Genomic DNA, 19,946 nt, shown 5'->3' with positions numbered 1-19,946 from the left:
AGTCACATGAGATCTTAATTTATATTTAAAGTTATGATTTTAAAGTTTTTATATTTTTTAATTGGCGAACTCTTCACCTACTGAGGTGCAGTAGTTAATCATTAGGTTTTCCCATTGTTTGATGATCAAAGGCTCCTTGATACTCAGCTTTAGGCTGCTCCAAGGTTGCAGGCAGGTGTCTTTTGACTCCGGCTGCGACAGCCTAGAAAACAGTTCTTCGGAAGGGATAACCCTTAATAGAGCGACTAAAGATTCCATGTAGTTCAAACGGAAGTTATCGAGGTTGCCTTGTTGAAAGCTGATGTGAGAGATCATCATATAGATGAGTGCATTCTCAATGCTCGAGTGACCAGATGGATTGGTGAGTAGCTCTTTGGCGGTTGGTAGATCGCGCAGCTTAAAATGGATGACGCCAAGCCACAGTTTGAGCTCGTCTGGAAGCAACTTAAAATGGGTTTGCACTCGGTTGGTAAAACGGAATAAACGCTGATGGTCAGTTTCGAACAGCGCGAGGTGGCGAGCCATCAGGGTTGAATTCATGCAGTTAAGCTCAATAGATTCTAAATCAATAAACTGCTTAGTCAGTAACGCACTAAGTTGACTGTTATCGATAGACCAATGTGGCATTCCTGGCTTAGGTAACGCGAAGTAGTCTGCGAGATCTCGATTTATTTCCATCAGGCTGTCACTAAGGCTATCAACATCGAGGGTATAGACGCCACGAAAGGCCAGTTTGCCCGAACTTGGGTAGATTAGGCTGACCTGAGCGCCAAGGCGAGAGTCGACATCTTGATCTTTCAACTGAATGTTTAAGAGGTAATCGCTGGTACGCATGTTTTTTGCGCCCGGGAAGAACGGGGAATTGTCTATTGGATCGACGAAGTAACTCGGTGCATCTTGATTCGCGAGATCTGTGTAGGAGTATTCGATCTGCTGTTGTAACAATAGGGCTTTAATAGACGCTCGATATTGCCTAGCGTTATCACCGACGGCATCGATGCGGCTAAGCAATAGTTCGACTTTTGGAATTAGACGTTGCTGTCGGGTAAGCTCAGAGTTCTGATTTGGGGATTGCCACAACAGATAGCCAAGCGTGATGGTGCTCGCGAGTAACACGAGCGTCACCAACCATAACCAAGGTGGCTTTGAAGCCGTTTTGTTATGCTTCGGTTTTGGTTTCACATTGTCTTCGATTTCAGCGTTGTCTAGGCGCACAGAGCTAGGATTGAGGAAGTAGCCCTTGCGCGGGTAGGTCACTAATATTTTAGTGGCGTCGCTGTCTGGGAGGTGCTTCTGCAGTATTGAACGCAGTGTGCTGATTCGATTAGTCAGAACGTTTTTAGAGATAAAGCTGCTTTGCCAAATCTCTTGGATGATCAGCTCAGCTGAGAGTGGCTCTCCAACATGACGTAACAGCAGTTCCAGTAGCTCAACTGAGCGTGGCTCTAGGTTGATGACTTCTTGAGGTGTGCTTAACTCACGGGTACTAGGGTTGTACACCAGATCGGCAATGACGATAGAGGTATTGTTAGCCTGAGCAGCAGCGAGGAAGTCTTGCATAGGAAACCGTGTTTCATAAAAGCAGACGATTTTAGCTGCTTTGTTTATAAAAAGCAGCTAAGTATCCCGGATAAAAGCACTAACTTTATTCTGGCTCAAAATCGAGAAAGTGAGCGCTAACCAACAAGTCTATGAACTGTAGCTAACCGAGTATCGTGTAGGTTTGTGGTTCATCGCCAACACGACGTTCAGTACCGCAGTACCAAGTACCGAAACAGCGATGATCCAAGGTGATACAAAGAAGAACGACGCAACTAGGATACAGGCATCAATAGCCATTTGAGTCTTACCTACTGAGATGCCATAACGGTCTTGGATGTATAGGCACAGTACATTGAAGCCACCCAAGCTTGAGCGATGGCGGAATAGAATCAGCATACCTAGCCCCATGAGCAGGCCGCCAGCAATCGCACAGTAAATTTCATTGTGGGCATCAAGAGAGATGACTAAATACAGATGATCCGCAAAAACAGACACTAAAGCACCGGAAAAAGCACTGCTTATGGCAAAATTACGTCCAAAACGTTTCCACGCCAATATATAGAATGGACAGTTTGCGATAAAGTAAAGCGCACCGAAGGTGACAGGTAGAAATTGACTCAATAGAAGAGCCAAGCCTGTGGTACCGCCAGTAAGCAGTTGAGCAGACTGTAAAAAGAAGACGCCTTGTGCAACTAAGAAGGTGCCTGTAAGAATGGCAACCCAATCTTCTTTACGTGAGTGTTTTTCCATCGTTTTAATAATTACCTAGCCAATAAAGGCGAGCATAGTAGAGAAAAACATGCATTTTCGGTAGCTTGAGACACAAAATTAAGGTAAACCTATGTAATATTCGTTTTACAGGGTGTAAAGCGAAAACTTGACAGTAAGTCGCGTGCTGATGCGATGTGTCGCATAAGTATGATGAAGCTTATATGTCATTATGAAAAAACTGCATGATAAAATTGCAATTAGCTCTTTATGACCTAGATCAAATTATGTATGATGCGTCCCATTAGAACGGTGACGAAAACGTTTGCTTTCGGTCGTTATGTGGTTTTTTTGAAACTTTCAGTACAATCTGAGTCAGGAGATACAGATGCTTAAGCGTGACATGAACATCGCTGATTACGATGCGGATCTATTCGCAGCTATCCAAGAAGAAACTCTTCGCCAGGAAGAACACATCGAACTAATCGCTTCAGAAAACTACACAAGCCCACGTGTAATGGAAGCTCAAGGTTCTCAGCTAACAAACAAATACGCTGAAGGCTACCCAGGCAAGCGTTACTACGGTGGTTGTGAGTACGTAGATAAAGTTGAAACTCTAGCAATCGAGCGTGCATGTGAGCTTTTCGGTGCTGAGTACGCGAACGTACAGCCTCACTCAGGTTCTCAAGCGAACAACGCTGTATACATGGCGCTACTGAACGCAGGCGACACAGTTCTAGGTATGAGCCTAGCGCACGGTGGTCACCTAACTCACGGTTCTCCAGTAAACTTCTCTGGTAAGCTTTACAACATCATCCCTTACGGTATCGACGAAGCTGGTCAAATCGATTACGAAGAGATGGAAAAGCTAGCTATCGAGAACAAGCCTAAGATGATCATCGGTGGTTTCTCTGCTTACTCTCAAATCTGTGACTGGAAACGCATGCGTGAAATCGCGGACAAAGTAGGTGCTTACCTATTCGTAGATATGGCTCACGTAGCTGGCCTAATCGCGGCAGGCGTTTACCCGAACCCAGTACCACACGCGCACGTTGTTACAACAACAACGCACAAAACGCTAGCAGGTCCACGTGGTGGTCTTATCCTTTCTAACGAAGGCGAAGACCTATACAAGAAGCTGAACTCAGCAGTATTCCCTGGCGGCCAAGGTGGTCCTCTAATGCACGTTATCGCTGGTAAGGCTGTAGCGTTCAAAGAAGCTCTAGAGCCAGAGTTCAAAGAGTACCAAGCACGCGTAGTTGCTAACGCAAAAGCAATGGTTGCAGAGTTTATCGCTCGCGGTTACAACATCGTTTCAGGTTCTACAGAGAACCACCTGTTCCTAGTTGACCTAATCGACAAAGACATCACAGGTAAAGAAGCAGATGCAGCACTAGGTGCAGCAAACATCACAGTAAACAAGAACTCAGTACCAAACGATCCACGTAGCCCGTTTGTAACGTCAGGTATCCGTATCGGTTCTCCTTCTATCACTCGCCGCGGTTTCTCAGAAGCAGACGCGAAAGAGCTAGCAGGTTGGATCTGTGACATCCTAGATAACATGGGTGATGAGTCTGTTATCGAAGCAACAAAAGCAAAAGTGCTAGAAATCTGTAAGCGTCTACCAGTTTATGCTTAATTTTTCTTCGTAGTAATTTGAACTTCGTTGTCGAGCATGCTCACTTACATCCGTAAGCTCCGCGTGCTCTCCTAGAATTTCAAACAACTACTTTGAAAAATGATGATGCTAGAGGCTCCTTCTATAGGGGCCTTTTTAGTTTTTGAGGTACTGCGTTGTCGAGCATGCTCACTTACATTCGTAAGCTCCGCGTGCTCTCCTAGTATTTCAAACAACTACTTTGAAAAACGTTGATACTAGAGGCTCCTTTGATAGGAGCCTTTTTGTGTTTGGGGTAGTTCGGGGACTGATTCTACTTTTTGATACTGAGTAGGGTGCCTGACTTACATTTAAATGAGTAATAATGGCGGCTTTCGCTGAATTGACCTAAGCCTTCGCCATCACAATAGTCGATGTTGATATCGCGCATGATTTCTAGAGTATCTTCATTACTTAGGGCGAACTTGGAGCCATCTGAACAGACAATACGAACTCTTTCATCATGACTCACTGAATAGAGATCGACTTCTGTATTGCAGAGCTCAAAAGAGGCTTCACGAAAGTTGTCTTGTTGAGTATTGGAAGCGCAACCTGCAGTGATGAGTGTTGCTGCGAATACAGTAAAAAGTCCGAGTTTTTTCATTGTTAATCCTTCACCTTTATTCTTTTTAGCGACGATTTTTGCTTCCTGCTTCGGGTAGCTTTTACAACGACAGGCTTCGACTCAAGGAGCGTAAGTAGATGTAAAGATATAAAAGTATAGGTGCAAATCGATAATTTATAATAAGTTTTTTGCTTTTAACTCGCGCCAATAAAAAAGACCAACACGAGGTTGGCCTTTATCAATCTAGACGATACGAAGATTTATCGAAATTGTCTCGCTTCTGGTAGGAATTCAAAGCCTGCGGTCGCGAGTTTTGCTTCGAGTGCAGCTTTATCAATATCGAAGAAGTTAGCGAGTTTATCGAGGTCGCCAGAGAAGTCGTCACGTAGCTTCATGTTTACGATGCTCATCAGCATCACAGGATCCATGGTTTCAAAATTCGCTAAGTTCATGCCTAGTCCTCGAAATCAGAGATCAACAAGTTTGCTGCAGCAAAAGCGGCACGTTCACGTGCTTCACGTGGCAAAGACTCGTCTGCGGCTAAATCGTTGAGTGTTTTCACTGCACATGTAATAGCTTGAGGGATGTAGCCTTGATCGCCACTGCCGATTTGAGAGTAAAGCTCACGAACTAAATCACAACAATCGTATACTTTCATTTCTATACCTAACTAAATGATAACTTCTCTCAATATACACACAGAGAAAAGCAAAAACAAAGTGCATTCAACGAATATTCAGTTTAGTTTGTTCTTGCTCAAGATCTCATTTTACGAGGTTAAACGGTGACCTGTTGTTCTAGCTGTAGTTTCACTTCATCGGCTAGGTTTAACTGGCGAGCGAGCTCTTTGAGGTACGCTTTCTCCATGAAGTTCTGCTCATCCACCACAATCAACGAAGCGAGATAGATTTCACTTGCCTGTTGTGGGCTGGTGGCTAGCTGCGCAATGTCACTTGGGTCTAAAGGTTTATGCAGTTCTTCAGAGACAAGCTTGGTCAGTTGATAGTCTGCACCCATATTTTCAACCGCTTGTTCTATCTTCGCCATCTCTTCTTCATCAACGTGGCCATCCGCTTTTGAGGCGGCAATCATTGAGCGCAGGATCAGCAGATTATGATTAGAATCTTGTTCATCAAAGGTCGCTTGTGGAGATGAGTCCGGTGTGCCTTGTTTAGCTTGGTAATCGTTATACACCTTATAAGCTAAAGCGCCGAGTGCTGCAGCGCCGCCAATACCAACCGCCTTTTTGCCGATTTTCTTGGTTTTCTTAGACCCCATTAACGCGCCTAATAGACCACCACCAATGGCTCCTGCACCGAGCGCACCGAGTTTACTTTTGTCTTGAGTCAGCCCGCTTAAGCTGGAGGAGCCTTGAGAGAGCTTTTGGCTGCCTTGTTTTACCAGATCCGATTGTAATGCTTGGTTTAGTAAACTTTTAATATCCATGGAACCTCCAGAAATAAACACATTGGAATTGTCTTTAGATTCACTATACGTTCCCGAAGATGAACAGAGGATTAACTTACAATGATTTACATTCAGCCTAGGAGAGAGGGGAGAAGACGAGGGGTACAAAAAAGGCCGCCATATGGCAGCCTTTTGATGTTCAAAACGAACATAGATTCAATCGATAATGATTAGCTTATTTAGCAAACTGAGCAGTTACATGCTCAACGATTGAGTCCATTGCGATTGCTTCTTTAGTGCCTTCGCGACGGTTCTTGTATTCGAAGTTACCTTCTTTCATTGAGCGGTCGCCAATCACGATAGTGTGAGGGATACCAATTAGCTCGATGTCAGAGAACATTACGCCTGGACGCTCTTTACGGTCATCGAATAGTACTTCGATACCCATAGCTGTTAGTTCAGCGTATAGCTTCTCAGCTGCTGCTTTCACTTCTTCAGACTTGTGCATGTTCATTGGAACGATAGCAACTTGGAAAGGTGCTAGTGCGTCTGGCCAGATGATGCCGTATTTGTCGTGGTTCTGCTCGATTGCAGAAGCAACAACACGTGATACACCGATACCGTAACAACCCATCTCAAGGATAACGTTCTTACCGTCTGGACCAAGCACGCCACAGTTCATCGCCTCTGAGTAAACGTTACCCAGTTGGAAGATGTGACCAACTTCGATACCACGCTTAAGCTGAAGTGTACCTTGGCCACATGGGCTTAGGTCGCCTTCGATTACGTTACGTAGATCTTCTACTTGAGCAAGCTCAACGTCACGACCCCAGTTGATACCGAAGTAGTGCTTACCATCTACGTTTGCACCAGCGCCAAAGTCGCTCATTACAGCAACAGAGCGGTCAACGATGAATGGTAGCTCTAGACCTACAGGGCCAAGTGAACCTGGGCCAGCGCCAACGAGTGCACGGATCTCTTCTTCAGAAGCCATCTCTAGTGGAGAAGCAACTTGTGGGAGGTTTTCCGCTTTCACTTCGTTCAGTTCGTGGTCGCCACGGATGATTAGAGCAATGATGTCTGCATCTACTTCATCAGAAGCCTTAACGAATAGAGTCTTAACCGTTTTCTCGATTGCTAGACCGTGTTGCTCTACCAATTCAGCGATAGTTTTCGCGTTTGGAGTATCAACCAGTTCCATCTCTTGAGTTGGTGCAGCAGCTTCTTCAGTTGGAGCAAGTGCTTCAGCTTTTTCGATGTTTGCTGCGTAATCAGATTCTGTTGAGAATGCGATTAGGTCTTCGCCGCTTTCTGCTAGTACGTGGAACTCTTGAGAGCCGCTACCACCGATGGCGCCTGAGTCTGCTAGTACTGGACGGTATTCAAGACCCATGCGGTCGAATGCTTTACAGTAAGCATCGTGCATCGCTTGGTAAGACTTTTCTAGACCTGCTTTGTCGATATCGAAGCTGTACGCATCCATCATGCTGAATTCACGTGCACGCATTACGCCGAAACGTGGGCGACGCTCGTCACGGAACTTAGTTTGAATCTGGTATAGATTCAGAGGAAGCTGTTTGTACGAGTTTACTTCGTTACGAACTAGGCTTGTGATCACTTCTTCAGCTGTTGGGCTAAGAACAAACGGACGTGAATGACGGTCAGTAAAGCGAAGTAGCTCTGGGCCCATTTTTTCGCTGCGACCAGTCTCTTCCCATAGTTCAAACGGCTGCACTACGGGCATTAAAGTCTCAACTGCACCTGCATTATCGATCTCTTGGCGAACGATGTTTTCGACTTTACGCAGTACACGCAGACCGGTAGGTAGCCAAGTGTATAAACCTGAAGCTAGCTTACGGATCATACCTGCACGTAGCATCAGCTGGTGGCTGATAACTTCTGCGTCGTTTGGAGTCTCTTTCAGAGTAGAAAGAAGATAGTTACTGGTACGCATTCTATGGTATCCGTTTCATCATAAATTAAAGAAAATTCACTGCAGCTTTTGCCACAATAAATCCGATTTAGCCGCATATAATATCAGCCTATTTGGGATCTCAAAAGCGTTCAATGTCAGTAACATTGATGAAAAGTGCCTCAACAGTGAATTTCACGTTCAGATCGAACAAATTTACTGCATATTCCTTGGAGTCTGGCTTGCCTTTCTTATAGGCAGGACGAGGATCTTGGCCTAATACCTCTTTGATCACCTGAATAATATGACGCGCCTCTGGGTGCTGTGCCAGTTTGCTTTGTGCCTGCTGTGAAAAGTTAACCTCTAACACCTCTGGCTCTTCGGCTGCAAACCCTCCCTGTGCATCCGGAATGGAATCGGAGTAGGGGATGTAGGGTTTGATGTCGATAATTGGTGTGCCATCAACCAAATCAACGCTGCCCAATTCTAGGTAAGTTTGGCCTTTCTCTTGCGTGACGCTCTTAAGCTCTATCGCTGACATGCCGATACCGTTTGGTCTAAAAGTGGCTCTAGAAGCAAACACGCCAACTCTATCGTTGCCGCCCAAGCGTGGTGGTCGAACCGTAGGCTTCCAGCCCGCTTGTAAGTTTTGGTCGAATAGAAACAGTAACCAAATATGGCTGAATTGTTCTATTTCTCGCACTGACTCTAAGCAGTTCGCGGCTCCCGATAGTTTGACGCGAGCACGTGCTGAAGGCACTAACCTTGGCTGTCTAGGTACGGCAAACTTCTCTTTATATGGCGATTCTATAAAACCAATAGGCTCAATTGTGTACATACTTTGGGCGTCTCAACTTACGATTTGTGGCAAAAATATCATAAAACCGCTTGTGTTTCTTTTGATAATGATTATCATTTGCAATGTTATATCATAACAATTAAATGATGGAGTAAAGAAATGAAGCCGAATATTCACCCTGAGTACCGTACTGTTGTTTTTCACGATACGAGTGTTGATGAGTATTTTCTAATTGGTTCGACCCTGCAAACGGATCGCACTATTGAGTGGGAAGATGGTAACACTTACCCGTACTTCACGATTGAAGTGTCGTCGAAATCACATCCTTTCTACACCGGCAAGCAGCGTGTGATCCATAAAGAAGGTCGCGTGGCGAACTTTACACGTCGCTTTGGTCAATTCAGCAAAGGAGAGAAGTAAATGAAAGTCGTTAAATCTCTAAAAAGCGCTAAAAGTCGTCACCCTGATTGCCAAATCGTGAAGCGAAGAGGGCGCCTTTATGTAATTTGCAAAACCAATCCAAGATTCAAAGCGGTGCAAAAGTAAGCGTCAATGGCATGTGAAAAGCATGTAAAAATCGGAGATGAGGTCACATTTTTCATTATTAGGCAGTGATCTCTTTCTCTAGCGAGCATTTTAACGATTTTAGAAGGTTTTTTATCGTACGGAGTAATTTTAGTCGCAGTTGAATCAAGTAGTTAGGGTACGACGTATAAACAGAATGAATGTATTTATATGAATTATTAATCTGTTATTTGTATTTAAATTGGTGTTATTTGCTAATTTTTTGTTCGAATGACGTTAATTTATATGATTTATTACACACTTTGTAACATTTTGCATTTCTAATTGACTGTTTTGTCGAGTACTCTGCGCCTGCAATTTGAACATTTTTGTCACATTTGCATAGGAATCACTACAAGGAGGGAACTGATGAGTTCATCAGCTTCAATAAAAAACAACTCGCCAAAGAAACCTATTTTTACCCGTTTTCTCGATGGTGTTGAGTATTTGGGGAATCTATTACCCCACCCGATCACTCTTTTCGCAATCTTCTGTGTCGCAATCTTAGTTACTTCAGGTATCGCTGGTTACTTTGAAGTGTCTGTTATGGACCCTCGTCCAGAAGGTGCCCCTGGTCGTGCTGCAGACGGCATGATCCACGTTGTAAGCTTACTTAATGCTGAAGGCTTACAACTTATCGTAACGAATCTCGTTAAAAACTTTGTTGGCTTTGCGCCATTAGGTACTGTGCTTGTTGCAATGCTAGGTGTAGCGATTGCTGAGCACTCTGGTCTACTATCTGCTGCGATGCGTGGCATGGTAATGGGCGCATCTAAGCGTATGGTTACTGTAACTGTGGTATTCGCAGGTATCATTTCTAACACAGCTTCTGAGCTTGGTTACGTGGTACTTATCCCACTTGCAGCAATGCTTTTCCACTCTTTAGGTCGTCACCCTCTTGCTGGTCTAGCTGCAGCATTCGCTGGTGTATCTGGTGGTTACTCTGCAAACCTTCTAATCGGTACGGTTGATCCACTGCTTTCTGGTATTACAGAAACAGCAGCACAAATGATCGACCCGACTTACACAGTTGGTCCTGAGTCAAACTGGTACTTCATGTTTGTGTCTACTTTCTTCATCGCAATTACGGGTGCATTCGTAACTGAGAAGATTGTTGAACCAAAACTGGGTAAATACAATGACGAAGAAGCGTCTGAAGATTTATCAAACGATTCAATGGGCAAGCTGACAGACGTTGAGAAGAAAGGTCTTAAGCTAGCAGGTATCGCAGTTCTAGCAGTATCAGCTCTTCTTGCTTGGACAATTGTTCCTGAAGACGGTGTTCTACGTTCTGCAGCTGGCACGGTAGCAGGTTCTCCGTTCCTTAAGAGTATCGTAGCGTTCATCTTCGTATTCTTCGCAGTTCCTGGTTTCGTTTACGGTAAAGTGACCGGCACAATGAAAACTGACCGCGACGTTATCGATGCAATGTCTAAGTCTATGTCTTCTATGGGCATGTACATCGTACTTGTATTCTTCGCTGCTCAGTTTGTTGCTTTCTTCAAGTGGACGAACTTCGGTCAAGTATTCGCAGTAGCGGGCGCAAGCTTCCTACAAGACATCGGCCTAACAGGTCCAATGCTGTTCTTCGCATTCATCCTAATGTGTGGCTTCATTAACCTGATGATCGGTTCAGCTTCTGCTCAATGGGCGGTAACAGCACCTATCTTTGTTCCAATGCTTATGCTTGTTGGTTACGCACCAGAAACGATTCAAGCGGCTTACCGTATCGGTGATTCAACAACGAACATCATCACTCCAATGATGAGCTACTTCGGTCTTATCCTTGCAGTAGCAACGCGTTACATGAAGAACCTAGGTATTGGTACTCTGATCGCAACTATGCTTCCATACTCGATTGTATTCATCGTTGGTTGGAGCTTAATGTTCTACGTATGGGTATTCGTATTCGGTCTACCTGTAGGTCCTGGCGCTGCAACTTACTACACGCCATAGTACTGAATCGTAAATTCATGATGAATGTAAAAGCCTGCACAGTGTGCAGGCTTTTTTGTTCATGTCGTAGTTAGCTATAAACAACTTATAGAAGAGCTAATAGCGAGTATCACAAGACTACAGGCCTGCGAAACGATAGGTCAAACCTACCTCTAACGACCAACCTACATCTCTTTGGATAAGCGGGCTATCGGTATCATGGTGAATAAACTCAGCCTTACTGATACCAATCCAGTGAGGAGTAAACTCATACAGTCCTATCACACCAGCCTCATAAACAAATGTCCCGCCAGCATCAAAGGCGGCTAAGCCAGATGCGGTCGATTCTGCTGCGCTTATCCCATAAAGATGATTTGAGAGTTTTTCGTCACGATAGTCGACTTCAAAGTAGGGGGTAAGGGTGAATGCAGAATCCAAAGTATCCAGTGTGCGTCCTAGGTGCAGCTGAATTTCATAGCCTTCATGCTCTGAGGTTACATCATGCAGAAAAGTTACACGCGCTCCAACAGTGCCGAGTGTTAAGCCGAGTTCACCACTCCCGTCTCTGTCTTCAATACCATTAGGTAAGTCGGTAAAGGTATCGGACACTTCGGCGAAGCGCCACTGACCAGAAAGACCAACATAGGGTAAGACCTGCCAATTGGCTAAGCTGCCGTCAACAAATCCGATAGGGCCTGAATAGAAAAGGTTGGGTGTAGCACCCACTTGAGTTGAGTCCTTGGTTGAAAAGACGCTTTCACCTACAGTGAGGCTACCACCCACAATACCATATTCTTCACTGGCAAAAGTGGGGTAACTGGCAGTGACAGCCAGGGCAAGTGGAAGGGCGATGCGAGACATCATAAGCAATACTCCGTTATTGTCGTAATAGATAAGAACGGAGCAGTGCGAATTTTATTTCAGAGATGATTTATGAGTGGCTTAGCGTTTAGCAAGAATGCGATCGAGATGGTTGGCAAACTCTCGTCGATCCGTCTGTGAGAGTGATGCTGGGCCACCCGTTTGTACACCACTAGAACGCATGGTTTCCATAAAGTCACGAATATTGAGACGTGCTTTGATGGTCTCCTTAGTATATAGCTCACCACGAGAACTGAGCGCTAATGCACCTTTGGTTATGACTTCATCGGCGAGTGGAATATCTGATGTGATCACTAGGTCACCCGCTTCGGTACGCTTCACGATCTCGTTGTCTGCAATGTCGAAACCACTGGGTACTTGGATCGAGTGAATGTTATTGCGCTTTGGAACAGGCACTACGTGGTTGGCAATAAAGGTACACTCAACGCCTGTACGCTCTGCGGCACGTACGATGGTTTCTCGAATTACCTTAGGACAGGCGTCGGCATCAACCCAAATCTTCATCATCTATTCTTTCTCTGCTAGTTTTGCTTCAAGTTGAGTTACACGCTCAGTAAGGGCGATCACTTGTTGTTCGAGTTGTGCAAGTTTGTCGGTGGCATTGTCTTGTGGAGCTGCGACTTCGACTTTTGGAACTCGGTTAGCACTCTTCCAGCTTTTAATCGTCGTTATCAGTGCCGGCATTGGCACCGGTGTACTCATACGTGCCTTGACCAGTGCAACCGTCGGTTCTTTTCCTTGAGCTTGCAGTCCTTCCAGAACACTTTTTAGCTCGTCTGAGACATCTTTCGTTAGCATATTAACCTCCATAACGTCATCTCTCTGTATGTTACTCGCTCAAGCTGTGGATAGCGAATCCTAAAAGCGACATTCGCTTGTGAGAGATCTCTTACAAACGTTGTGAGATAACGCGAATACTTCTTTAGAGAAATTGATATACATATAGTTAAGGTGTTGAATTTTAATTGTTTTATATAGTTAACAACTTGGTTGAACTCAAAGTGTGATGCAAATCTATTGTCCGAAATCCTAAATCGCGTAAATTAAACCTTGTCGGAAGGAGTCTGACACGGAACAGGAAAGCACCAAGGATTTGGTTATCTTCAGGATGAAGATTTGGTTACTTAGGATGAGTGATCAAGCATGGAGCGTAAGGACATTGTAGGGATACGACAGTTGATAGGACATTAACTGCAACGGATTGGCAATGGACACCTTTAGGATAAAGGTTAGGAACAACATCAGGATGATGTAAAGGACACCGCTCACGGAACAAGTGATGTGCGCTAACGAGGATTGTTAGCTTTCAGGATGATAGGACACCGCTAGGACGGCGAAGTAAAGGAAAGAGCTGAAGGATTACAGCCACTATTATGGATGATGCATGGAGCATTAATTAGTAGCCGGACTGCTGCGAGTAAGACCCTAGCCCTGACACTTCGGTGTCGGGGCTTTTCTTTATCTATTCAAATTCAATATTGTCCACACAAGGAGTGTGATATGACGATTGCGACTGCAAGAACTTTAATCGTGCCGTATACCGAGCAGCTAGAACTTGATTTTATCAAGCTCAACTGTTGTCCGGTAAATCGAGCAGAAATGAATGGACCTCATACCATCTCATCAGCAAAGCGTCTGTTTCAGCACATTTTATCTGATCAAGAAGGCTTTGCCCGCGCCATTCTTAATAACCAAACTCGCGAATATATGGGACATATCTTTATCTCTCACAGCGAAGGTCGTTATGAGCTGGGATTTATTCTAGACAAGCGCTTTTGGAATCAAGGTATTGCCAGCGAAGTGGCGAAACCTTTCTTCAATATGGCGAGATTTGAAGCGGATCTGAATGAGGTTGTGGCAACAGTGAATGTCACTCACAACCCCTCCATTAAATTGCTAGACAAGCTAGGCTTTGAATTTGCAGGAACCAAGCAAGATGAATTTGGTCCCTACCACGAATATCGTTACTCGGAGCTTAGCGAAAAGAAAATCACATTCTATGAGGCTGTAGCTCAAAACGCATCGCGCGAAAGCCAACCATGGTAAGACTGCCTTTGTAGCAGTCATCACCTAGAGCAGAGAATTCGAACTGATATACGGTGTGCCAGCGCCAAATTGTGGTTAACTCGTGACGCATTTTTAATTTGTGACCACTGAATGCCACGCTTAGCAACTGAAGATCGAGTTCTTTGCATTTTCTCGCAATCGCCGCCTTAGCAAGCTCTGACTGTCGGCGTTGCTGCCAAAACAGAAAGCAAAAGAAACAAAGAAACAGAATCCCCAATAAATTATCTATCATTCTTCAACACGTCCTTTTGTATCAATCCGGTTTTAATGCTTGTATTCAATCTTCACAAAGCTTGAATTGATTAGGCTTTTGCAGCTTGTTGTAGCTTAATCAAAGCATTAGCCAGTTCTGGTGATGGGTTTGAGTTTAAGAGTGGTAAGAATACCATTCGTAAGCTTGGGATCATCACAAGGTCAGCAAACAGCTGATTGAATAGGTTCTGGTTGCCTGTTTGGGCAAGGCGAAGCAAGAACTGCTCTGCGATTGTCGCGTCTTGTAATGTGTGCCAGCCTCTTCCTGCAAGACCAATCAATACCTCTTGGTGACTCAGTCTTGGGCTAGCCAGTACGCTGTTGACGACTTGTTTTGCAATTGAAGAGTCAGCGCCTGATAGAGCACGAACTAATGCAGACAGTAAGAATAGATCTGGATCTTGGCTGTTGATCTGGTCGTCAGCCATCTCTTGAATACGCTCTGCAAGCTTATCGCTAAGAGTGGCGTGTTCAAGTGCACCAAGGGTGGCATAAAGTGGTTCAGAAGGCAGTTTGCGAAGGGCTTTACGAATGGCAACGCCGTTTTGCTTATCGCCTAAACGAGCACACATATCCGTGATGCCTTGCAAGCCCACTGTCTGCCAGTTCTCCCAACCAAGATCGCCCGTAAAGTAGTGCTGTGCATGCTCATAGTACTGGCTCGTTGGCAGTGATAGCTCAGCGCGAACTTGGCTATGGAATACCGCCATTTTGTCTTCTGATGGCTTAAAGGTATATGGGTTGTTAGAGAGCTTTTGCTGCTGCTCTTCACTCATATCGCCACTTAGACGAGTGCCCATTGCCTCCAGTACGAATTTTAAGAAGTTACCGATATCAGCTTGGCTCAATAGGCCGCGCTCATCGAGCTTAAATTTTAGAAACCAGATCCAAGGCTGTTTCTGTTCGTTCCAGTAGCTGATTGCTAGGTGTGCCTGTTTTTGTAATGGGAACGGGTAGGGCTGCATGCCTTGTTCAACATCGGCAAATAGATCGTTGTCGACTTTTTGAATTCGACGGCCAAGATCGTAGATTTCATATTGGCAGCCGCTATTTTTCAACAGCTGGGTGAGCGTGTGAATTGTTTCCATCAGTAATAAGCTCCTAACTTTCTTTCCCCAATAGATGGTACTCTATGGCCCAATTTCAAGGTCATGCGATAAATTACTTGGTGAAAAATGACGGCAACCACACAGTTATTCTCTTTGCTTCAGCAGTTGGAGCTGCAATTACAACACGCACAGCTATGGAGTGAGGTGCCACCTAACGATGAAGCACTGGCGAGCACGCAGCCTTTTGCTATTGATACGCTAGAGCCTGAACAGTGGCTTCAGTGGATATTCATTGCTCGAATCAAGGCGATGATCGCGTCAGGTGCAGCACTGCCCAAAGGTTTCTCAATGGCTCCTTACTTTGTTGAAGTGTGGAAAAATGATGCATCCAAGAGTGAACTATTAGTGACGATCAAGCAGATTGATGAGGTATGTGCTTAATGTTAGAGATCATCTATCAAGACGAGTATTTTGTCGCGGTCAATAAGCCTGCAGGTATGTTGGTTCACCGATCGTGGCTTGATAAGCATGAAACACAATTTGTTATGCAGACGCTGCGCGATCAAATTGGTCAACACGTTTTCCCTCTGCACCGTTTAGATAGGCCGACATCGGGCGTGCTCGTTTTTGCTTTATCGAGTGAAGTTGCCTCTGAGGTGATGCCGATGTTTGCGAACCATGAGATGCAGAAAACCTATCATGCGATCGTTCGTGGGTGGATAGAAGAGGGTGATACCCTAGATTACGCACTTAAGGTTGAACTGGATAAGATCGCTGACAAGTTCGCAAAAGAAGATAAAGAGGCACAGGAGGCGATCACTGTCTATGAGCCTCTCGCCAAAGTAGAAGTGCCGTATTCGACAGGGCGCTTTCCAACCAGTCGTTACTGTTTAGTTGAAATGTTGCCAAAGACAGGTCGAAAGCATCAGCTGCGTCGCCATATGGCCCACCTAAGACATCCAATTGTCGGGGATACTTCGCATGGTGATGGTAAGCACAATCGACTATTTAGAGAGAATCTCGATTCGCACCGTCTTCTGTTGCACGCTTCAGAGCTACGCTTCATTCACCCGTTTACTCAGCAAGAGGTGGTGATGAGAGCGAGTTTAGATGAGACTTGGCTGAACCTGTTTAGGCAGTTTGAGTGGGATACTGAGTTAGTTGCGCAGAAGTAAATCGCTGACTACAAAATAAAGTAAAGGGCTGATAGTGGAAGACTATCAGCCCTTTTTATTAACTTAAGAAAGGGATCACTTCAGTTTTTCTAGATCCGCTTCGATCTCTGCGATCTTGCTTGAAACTACTTTTTCTAGGTGACGTAAGTCGGTCAGTATCTTCTGTTTCACATCGACGTCACTGCTTGGTGATGGCTTGGTGATCTTATTCAGCTCATCAATCACTAGCGTTAGATTGCGGTTGATCTCAGTAACTTCCTTATACTGGTTGTTACCGCCGCTGACCAACACACTTTTTACTTGGCGTGGGTATTTGAATTTGACGCTTTTAGCGAACAGCTCGCCTTTTTGTTTGCGGAAGTAGATCTTTAGGATGTCTTTGTGAGCTTCTTGACGAAGTGAGTAACGTTCAATCTGTTTAGGTTCATGGATGCCTAAACCAGTGAGGTTTGGATACATAAGCGACCTCTAGTATCTGAATGGAAGACGGATTACATAGGTTAATGTAGCAGCCTAATCATGAGCTAGATAGCGCTGGTGAATGAATTGATACTAAGTTGTGGGCAAGATCGCTCTCTCGACCTTGCCCACACTAAAAGCAGAATATTCAACTACCTGCTAGAGGTGGTCTAACTATGGCGCGAGCTCGGATACGTGCTCAGTAAGACGTTCACGTAGGGCTTGTTGTTGCTCTTCGGTTAAGCGCCCTCCAATATCACTGGTCAAGATAAACAAGTCTTCGGCACGTTCACCTATGGTAGTAATTTTTGCCGCATGTAAGTTGATGTTGAGTTCGGCAAAGGTTGCACCGACTTGCGCTAATAATCCTGGCGTGTCGAGTGCTCTTAGTTCCATCAAGGTGCGCTTCTTACTCTTGGTTGGTAAAAACTCTACGGAAGTTTTCACCTTAAAGTGCTGCAAATTACGCGGTGTGCGACGAGTTCTGATCTTGGTTGGTCGACCATCTTCCAATACATGGGTTAGGTGTTTGATGACCGCTTTATGTCTCGCCTCGTCGATGGCTTCGCCATGCTGATCGAGTACCATAAAGGTATCGAGAACATGACCATCTTTACTTACCATCACTTGAGCATCATGGACGTTGAAGTTGCGTCTATCCAGCTCTGCGACCACGGTCGCAAACAGTGCCGGCTGATCTTTTGAATACACAAACACCTCTGTACCGCCACGTGTTGGTTTTTTACTGATCAGTACCAGGGGCTGACTAGAGTCTTCAAGGCGCAGCAGGTTCTCACAATGCCAAGCGATCTGCTTATGGCTATGGCGCAGGAAGTAGTCAGCCTTAAAGCGTTGCCATAGCACCTCTATTTCGCGTGCAGTAAAGCCTTCTTTACGCAGTAGGGCAGATGCCATCTGTTGGTTGTGGCGAATACGGTCACGCACATCGACCGGGTTCTCAAGGCCGCGGCGCAGGGCTCGCTGAGTAGAGTGGAAGAGTTCAGCTAACAGGGTTCGCTTCCAGCTGTTCCAGAGCTCAGGATTGGTTGCACAGATATCAGCGACAGTTAGACAGACCAGATAGTCCAGTGACTCTTCATCACGTACTTTCTTGGCGAACTCTGTGATTACGTCTGGGTCGTAAATGTCACGACGCTGGGCGGTCACTGACATCAGTAGGTGGTTTTGAACCAGCCAAGAGACAAGCTTAGCTTCGGGTTTCGATAGACCGTGTTCGATACAGAAAGAGTACGCTTCCACAGCGCCAATCTCAGAGTGATCACCACCGCGCCCTTTTCCGATATCATGGAAAATGGCTGCCAGAATCAACAGCTCTTTTTTCTGAATACGTGGGTAAACTTCACAACAGATTGGGTGTTTGTCGTGGTTGGCGGCATAACTGAAGCGGTTGATGTGTTTCAGTAGTCGAATGCTGTGTTCATCCACGGTGTAGACATGGAAAAGGTCAAATTGCATCTGACCGACAATCTGACTCCATTGTGGTAGGTAAGCAGAAAGTACTCCAAGTTTGTGCATCAGGCTAAAGGCTTTATGCAATGCGTTGGGGTGGCGTACCAGAGCCATGAACTTTTCACGCGCTTCAGGGATCGTATGCAGAAAGCGGTTAAGCCTGCGACGTGCTGTACGTAGCTGCCTTAACGTTGGCGGACTCACGCCTTCGATAGAGGAGTCATTAGCGATATGGATAAACATATCGAGTATGGTTTCTGGACGCGCCTGGAATAGAGCTGGCTTACGAGCCTCAATCAGAGAGCCGCGTCTTTGAAAGTCTTCATCGAGAATTTGTGCGTCTTGGGTTTCTCCGCCATTAATGATCGCTTGATCAAACAGTTTAAGCAGCATTTTATTGAGTTCAGCGACTCGACGCAGGGTTCGATAGAACTCCTTCATCATCATCTCTACGCCGCGATTACCTTCACCAGAGTAGCCAAGATGTTCGGCAACCTGAGCTTGGTGGGCAAAGGTGAGGCGGTTGTCGTAGCGGCGCAGTTCAATATGTAGCGCAAAACGTACGCGCCATAAGAAATCCTGACATTCGACTAATTCGCGGTACTCGGCGTCGGTAAGGAAGCCATATTTGCTCATCTCAAGCAGAGACGTTGCGCCAAAGTGACGGCGAGCAACCCAACTTAGCGTATGGATGTCGCGCAGGCCGCCCGGCGTCGATTTGATGTCTGGCTCTAAGTTGTAGGTTGTGTCGTGATAGCGCGCATGGCGCTCTTTCTGTTCTTGAATCTTGGCTTTGTAGAAGGTTTCGCTTGGCCAAAATGAGTCAGAATGGATCTTCATTTTAAGTTGCTGAAAGGTATCTTCACTGCCACACAATAAACGAGATTCTTGCAGGTTCGTTGCTACTGTAAGATCGGCACTGCCAATGTCTAAACATTCAGCGACGGTTCTAACTGCGTGACCGACTTCTAATCTCAGATCCCAAAGGAGCGTGATGAACTCGCTGACCTTATCGCCTAACGCTTTGGGTAGTGTTTTCTGGGAAACGACAAGAATATCAATGTCGGAAAGCGGGTGAAGTTCGCCGCGGCCATAGCCGCCCACAGCAACTAGGCTGATGTGGGGTAATTCACTAAATCCAAAGTGCTGCCACAGTCGACTCAAAATACGATCCATATATTCGGAGCGTGAGAGGACTAGGTCGGTAACGGGGTGATGATTGAGAAACTCGTTTTTCTGATGCTCGGTGAACTGTTCGAGTTTTTGTTTGAGTTCACTGATTTCTATCTGTTCTTCTTTGAACGTAAGAGGACATTGGTATGGCATAGTTTGCTATCCGTGCAAGCAAAAATAGGAATAACAGACAATTTACCAGAGGTTGCGCGGAAACCGAAATGGTTGTGCAAACGGTTTATCGAAGAGAAGTGAGAAGATCTGTAGATAAAAAAATATCCTCGACAAGGCGAGGATATTTTCATTCGTTCGAGCTGTTTAATTCAATGA

The 19,946-nt window shown here is 45.3% G+C and carries 22 protein-coding genes; 7 read left to right on the top strand and 15 right to left on the bottom strand.

The annotated features are described in order from the left end of the window. Positions 1-57 precede the first annotated feature (57 nt). Together KI743_RS09525 and KI743_RS09520 are read right to left on the bottom strand one after the other, a co-directional pair. Positions 58-1,560: a winged helix-turn-helix domain-containing protein gene (locus tag KI743_RS09525; protein ID WP_285466137.1), complete on the bottom strand. Its 1,503-nt coding sequence runs from the start codon at positions 1,558-1,560 to the stop codon at positions 58-60. Positions 1,561-1,689: 129 nt separating this feature from the next. Next, the gene (locus KI743_RS09520; RefSeq protein ID WP_285466135.1) at positions 1,690-2,292 is read right to left on the bottom strand and encodes a YitT family protein; all 603 of its coding nucleotides are present in this window, start codon (positions 2,290-2,292) and stop codon (positions 1,690-1,692) included. A 346-nt stretch (positions 2,293-2,638) separates the two neighbouring features. Between KI743_RS09520 and glyA the strand changes: the two genes are divergently transcribed. Further along, positions 2,639-3,889: a serine hydroxymethyltransferase gene (gene glyA, locus KI743_RS09515; RefSeq protein ID WP_285466133.1), complete on the top strand. Its 1,251-nt coding sequence runs from the start codon at positions 2,639-2,641 to the stop codon at positions 3,887-3,889. Between the two features lie 292 nt (positions 3,890-4,181). Here the strand turns inward: glyA and KI743_RS09510 are convergent, their stop codons facing one another. From KI743_RS09510 to tsaA, 6 genes are all read right to left on the bottom strand, one after another. Beyond that, the gene (locus KI743_RS09510) at positions 4,182-4,511 is read right to left on the bottom strand and encodes a hypothetical protein (protein ID WP_032551679.1); all 330 of its coding nucleotides are present in this window, start codon (positions 4,509-4,511) and stop codon (positions 4,182-4,184) included. Between the two features lie 221 nt (positions 4,512-4,732). Next, the gene (locus KI743_RS09505) at positions 4,733-4,924 is read right to left on the bottom strand and encodes a DUF4250 domain-containing protein (protein ID WP_285466132.1); all 192 of its coding nucleotides are present in this window, start codon (positions 4,922-4,924) and stop codon (positions 4,733-4,735) included. A gap of 2 nt (positions 4,925-4,926) precedes the next feature. Beyond that, positions 4,927-5,130, bottom strand: coding sequence for a YaeP family protein (locus KI743_RS09500; RefSeq protein ID WP_032551682.1), 204 nt, complete (start codon positions 5,128-5,130; stop codon positions 4,927-4,929). Between the two features lie 119 nt (positions 5,131-5,249). Beyond that, positions 5,250-5,918 carry a tellurite resistance TerB family protein gene (locus KI743_RS09495; RefSeq protein WP_285466131.1) on the bottom strand — a complete coding sequence of 223 codons (669 nt, stop codon included), beginning with the start codon at positions 5,916-5,918 and terminating at the stop codon, positions 5,250-5,252. Between the two features lie 196 nt (positions 5,919-6,114). Continuing rightward, the gene (locus KI743_RS09490) at positions 6,115-7,833 is read right to left on the bottom strand and encodes a proline--tRNA ligase (RefSeq protein ID WP_285466130.1); all 1,719 of its coding nucleotides are present in this window, start codon (positions 7,831-7,833) and stop codon (positions 6,115-6,117) included. 100 nt (positions 7,834-7,933) lie between these two features. Beyond that, a complete protein-coding gene (tsaA, locus tag KI743_RS09485) occupies positions 7,934-8,629 on the bottom strand; it encodes a tRNA (N6-threonylcarbamoyladenosine(37)-N6)-methyltransferase TrmO (protein ID WP_285466128.1) in 696 nt (231 codons plus the stop codon). A 120-nt stretch (positions 8,630-8,749) separates the two neighbouring features. On the opposite strand from tsaA, the gene KI743_RS09480 reads away from it, so the two are divergent. From KI743_RS09480 to KI743_RS09470, 3 genes are all read left to right on the top strand, one after another. Continuing rightward, positions 8,750-9,010 carry a type B 50S ribosomal protein L31 gene (locus KI743_RS09480; protein WP_150869137.1) on the top strand — a complete coding sequence of 87 codons (261 nt, stop codon included), beginning with the start codon at positions 8,750-8,752 and terminating at the stop codon, positions 9,008-9,010. Continuing rightward, entirely contained in the window at positions 9,011-9,136 is a 126-nt protein-coding gene (gene ykgO / locus KI743_RS09475; protein ID WP_005380299.1) for a type B 50S ribosomal protein L36, read from the top strand. 387 nt (positions 9,137-9,523) lie between these two features. After that, positions 9,524-11,110: an AbgT family transporter gene (locus KI743_RS09470; protein WP_032551689.1), complete on the top strand. Its 1,587-nt coding sequence runs from the start codon at positions 9,524-9,526 to the stop codon at positions 11,108-11,110. Positions 11,111-11,227: 117 nt separating this feature from the next. Here KI743_RS09470 and KI743_RS09465 read toward each other — a convergent pair whose 3' ends face one another. The 3 genes from KI743_RS09465 to KI743_RS09455 form a co-directional block, all read right to left on the bottom strand. Further along, positions 11,228-11,953, bottom strand: coding sequence for a MipA/OmpV family protein (locus tag KI743_RS09465; protein ID WP_285466127.1), 726 nt, complete (start codon positions 11,951-11,953; stop codon positions 11,228-11,230). Positions 11,954-12,031: 78 nt separating this feature from the next. Further along, complete coding sequence (locus tag KI743_RS09460) at positions 12,032-12,475, bottom strand: YaiI/YqxD family protein (protein ID WP_150869436.1); 444 nt, start codon at positions 12,473-12,475, stop codon at positions 12,032-12,034. A gap of 3 nt (positions 12,476-12,478) precedes the next feature. Continuing rightward, positions 12,479-12,769, bottom strand: a complete 291-nt coding sequence (locus KI743_RS09455; RefSeq protein ID WP_032551692.1) for a hypothetical protein — start codon at positions 12,767-12,769, stop codon at positions 12,479-12,481. Positions 12,770-13,471: 702 nt separating this feature from the next. On the opposite strand from KI743_RS09455, the gene KI743_RS09450 reads away from it, so the two are divergent. After that, complete coding sequence (locus KI743_RS09450) at positions 13,472-14,017, top strand: GNAT family N-acetyltransferase (protein ID WP_032551693.1); 546 nt, start codon at positions 13,472-13,474, stop codon at positions 14,015-14,017. Here the strand turns inward: KI743_RS09450 and KI743_RS09445 are convergent. Both KI743_RS09445 and KI743_RS09440 read right to left on the bottom strand, forming a co-directional pair. Further along, positions 13,962-14,270: a DUF3301 domain-containing protein gene (locus tag KI743_RS09445; RefSeq protein ID WP_150869133.1), complete on the bottom strand. Its 309-nt coding sequence runs from the start codon at positions 14,268-14,270 to the stop codon at positions 13,962-13,964. The genes KI743_RS09450 and KI743_RS09445 overlap by 56 nt on opposite strands. 70 nt (positions 14,271-14,340) lie before the next feature. Next, complete coding sequence (locus KI743_RS09440; RefSeq protein WP_150869132.1) at positions 14,341-15,378, bottom strand: DUF3549 family protein; 1,038 nt, start codon at positions 15,376-15,378, stop codon at positions 14,341-14,343. A gap of 87 nt (positions 15,379-15,465) precedes the next feature. On the opposite strand from KI743_RS09440, the gene KI743_RS09435 reads away from it, so the two are divergent. Both KI743_RS09435 and truC read left to right on the top strand, forming a co-directional pair. Continuing rightward, positions 15,466-15,780: a YqcC family protein gene (locus tag KI743_RS09435; RefSeq protein WP_285466126.1), complete on the top strand. Its 315-nt coding sequence runs from the start codon at positions 15,466-15,468 to the stop codon at positions 15,778-15,780. Next, the gene (gene truC / locus KI743_RS09430; protein ID WP_150895919.1) at positions 15,780-16,514 is read left to right on the top strand and encodes a tRNA pseudouridine(65) synthase TruC; all 735 of its coding nucleotides are present in this window, start codon (positions 15,780-15,782) and stop codon (positions 16,512-16,514) included. Before KI743_RS09435 ends, truC begins: the two co-directional genes overlap by 1 nt. A 75-nt stretch (positions 16,515-16,589) precedes the next feature. Here truC and KI743_RS09425 read toward each other — a convergent pair whose 3' ends face one another. Both KI743_RS09425 and glnD read right to left on the bottom strand, forming a co-directional pair. Beyond that, a complete protein-coding gene (locus KI743_RS09425) occupies positions 16,590-16,973 on the bottom strand; it encodes a DUF3461 family protein (RefSeq protein ID WP_032551697.1) in 384 nt (127 codons plus the stop codon). A gap of 174 nt (positions 16,974-17,147) precedes the next feature. Beyond that, a complete protein-coding gene (glnD, locus tag KI743_RS09420) occupies positions 17,148-19,769 on the bottom strand; it encodes a bifunctional uridylyltransferase/uridylyl-removing protein GlnD (RefSeq protein ID WP_285466125.1) in 2,622 nt (873 codons plus the stop codon). Positions 19,770-19,946 lie beyond the last annotated feature (177 nt).

Source organism: Vibrio sp. D420a (assembly GCF_030248625.1).
GTDB lineage: Bacteria > Pseudomonadota > Gammaproteobacteria > Enterobacterales > Vibrionaceae > Vibrio > Vibrio fortis_A.
Note: the sequence above shows the minus strand (reverse complement) of the source record. Positions and strands in the feature narration are given on the sequence as shown.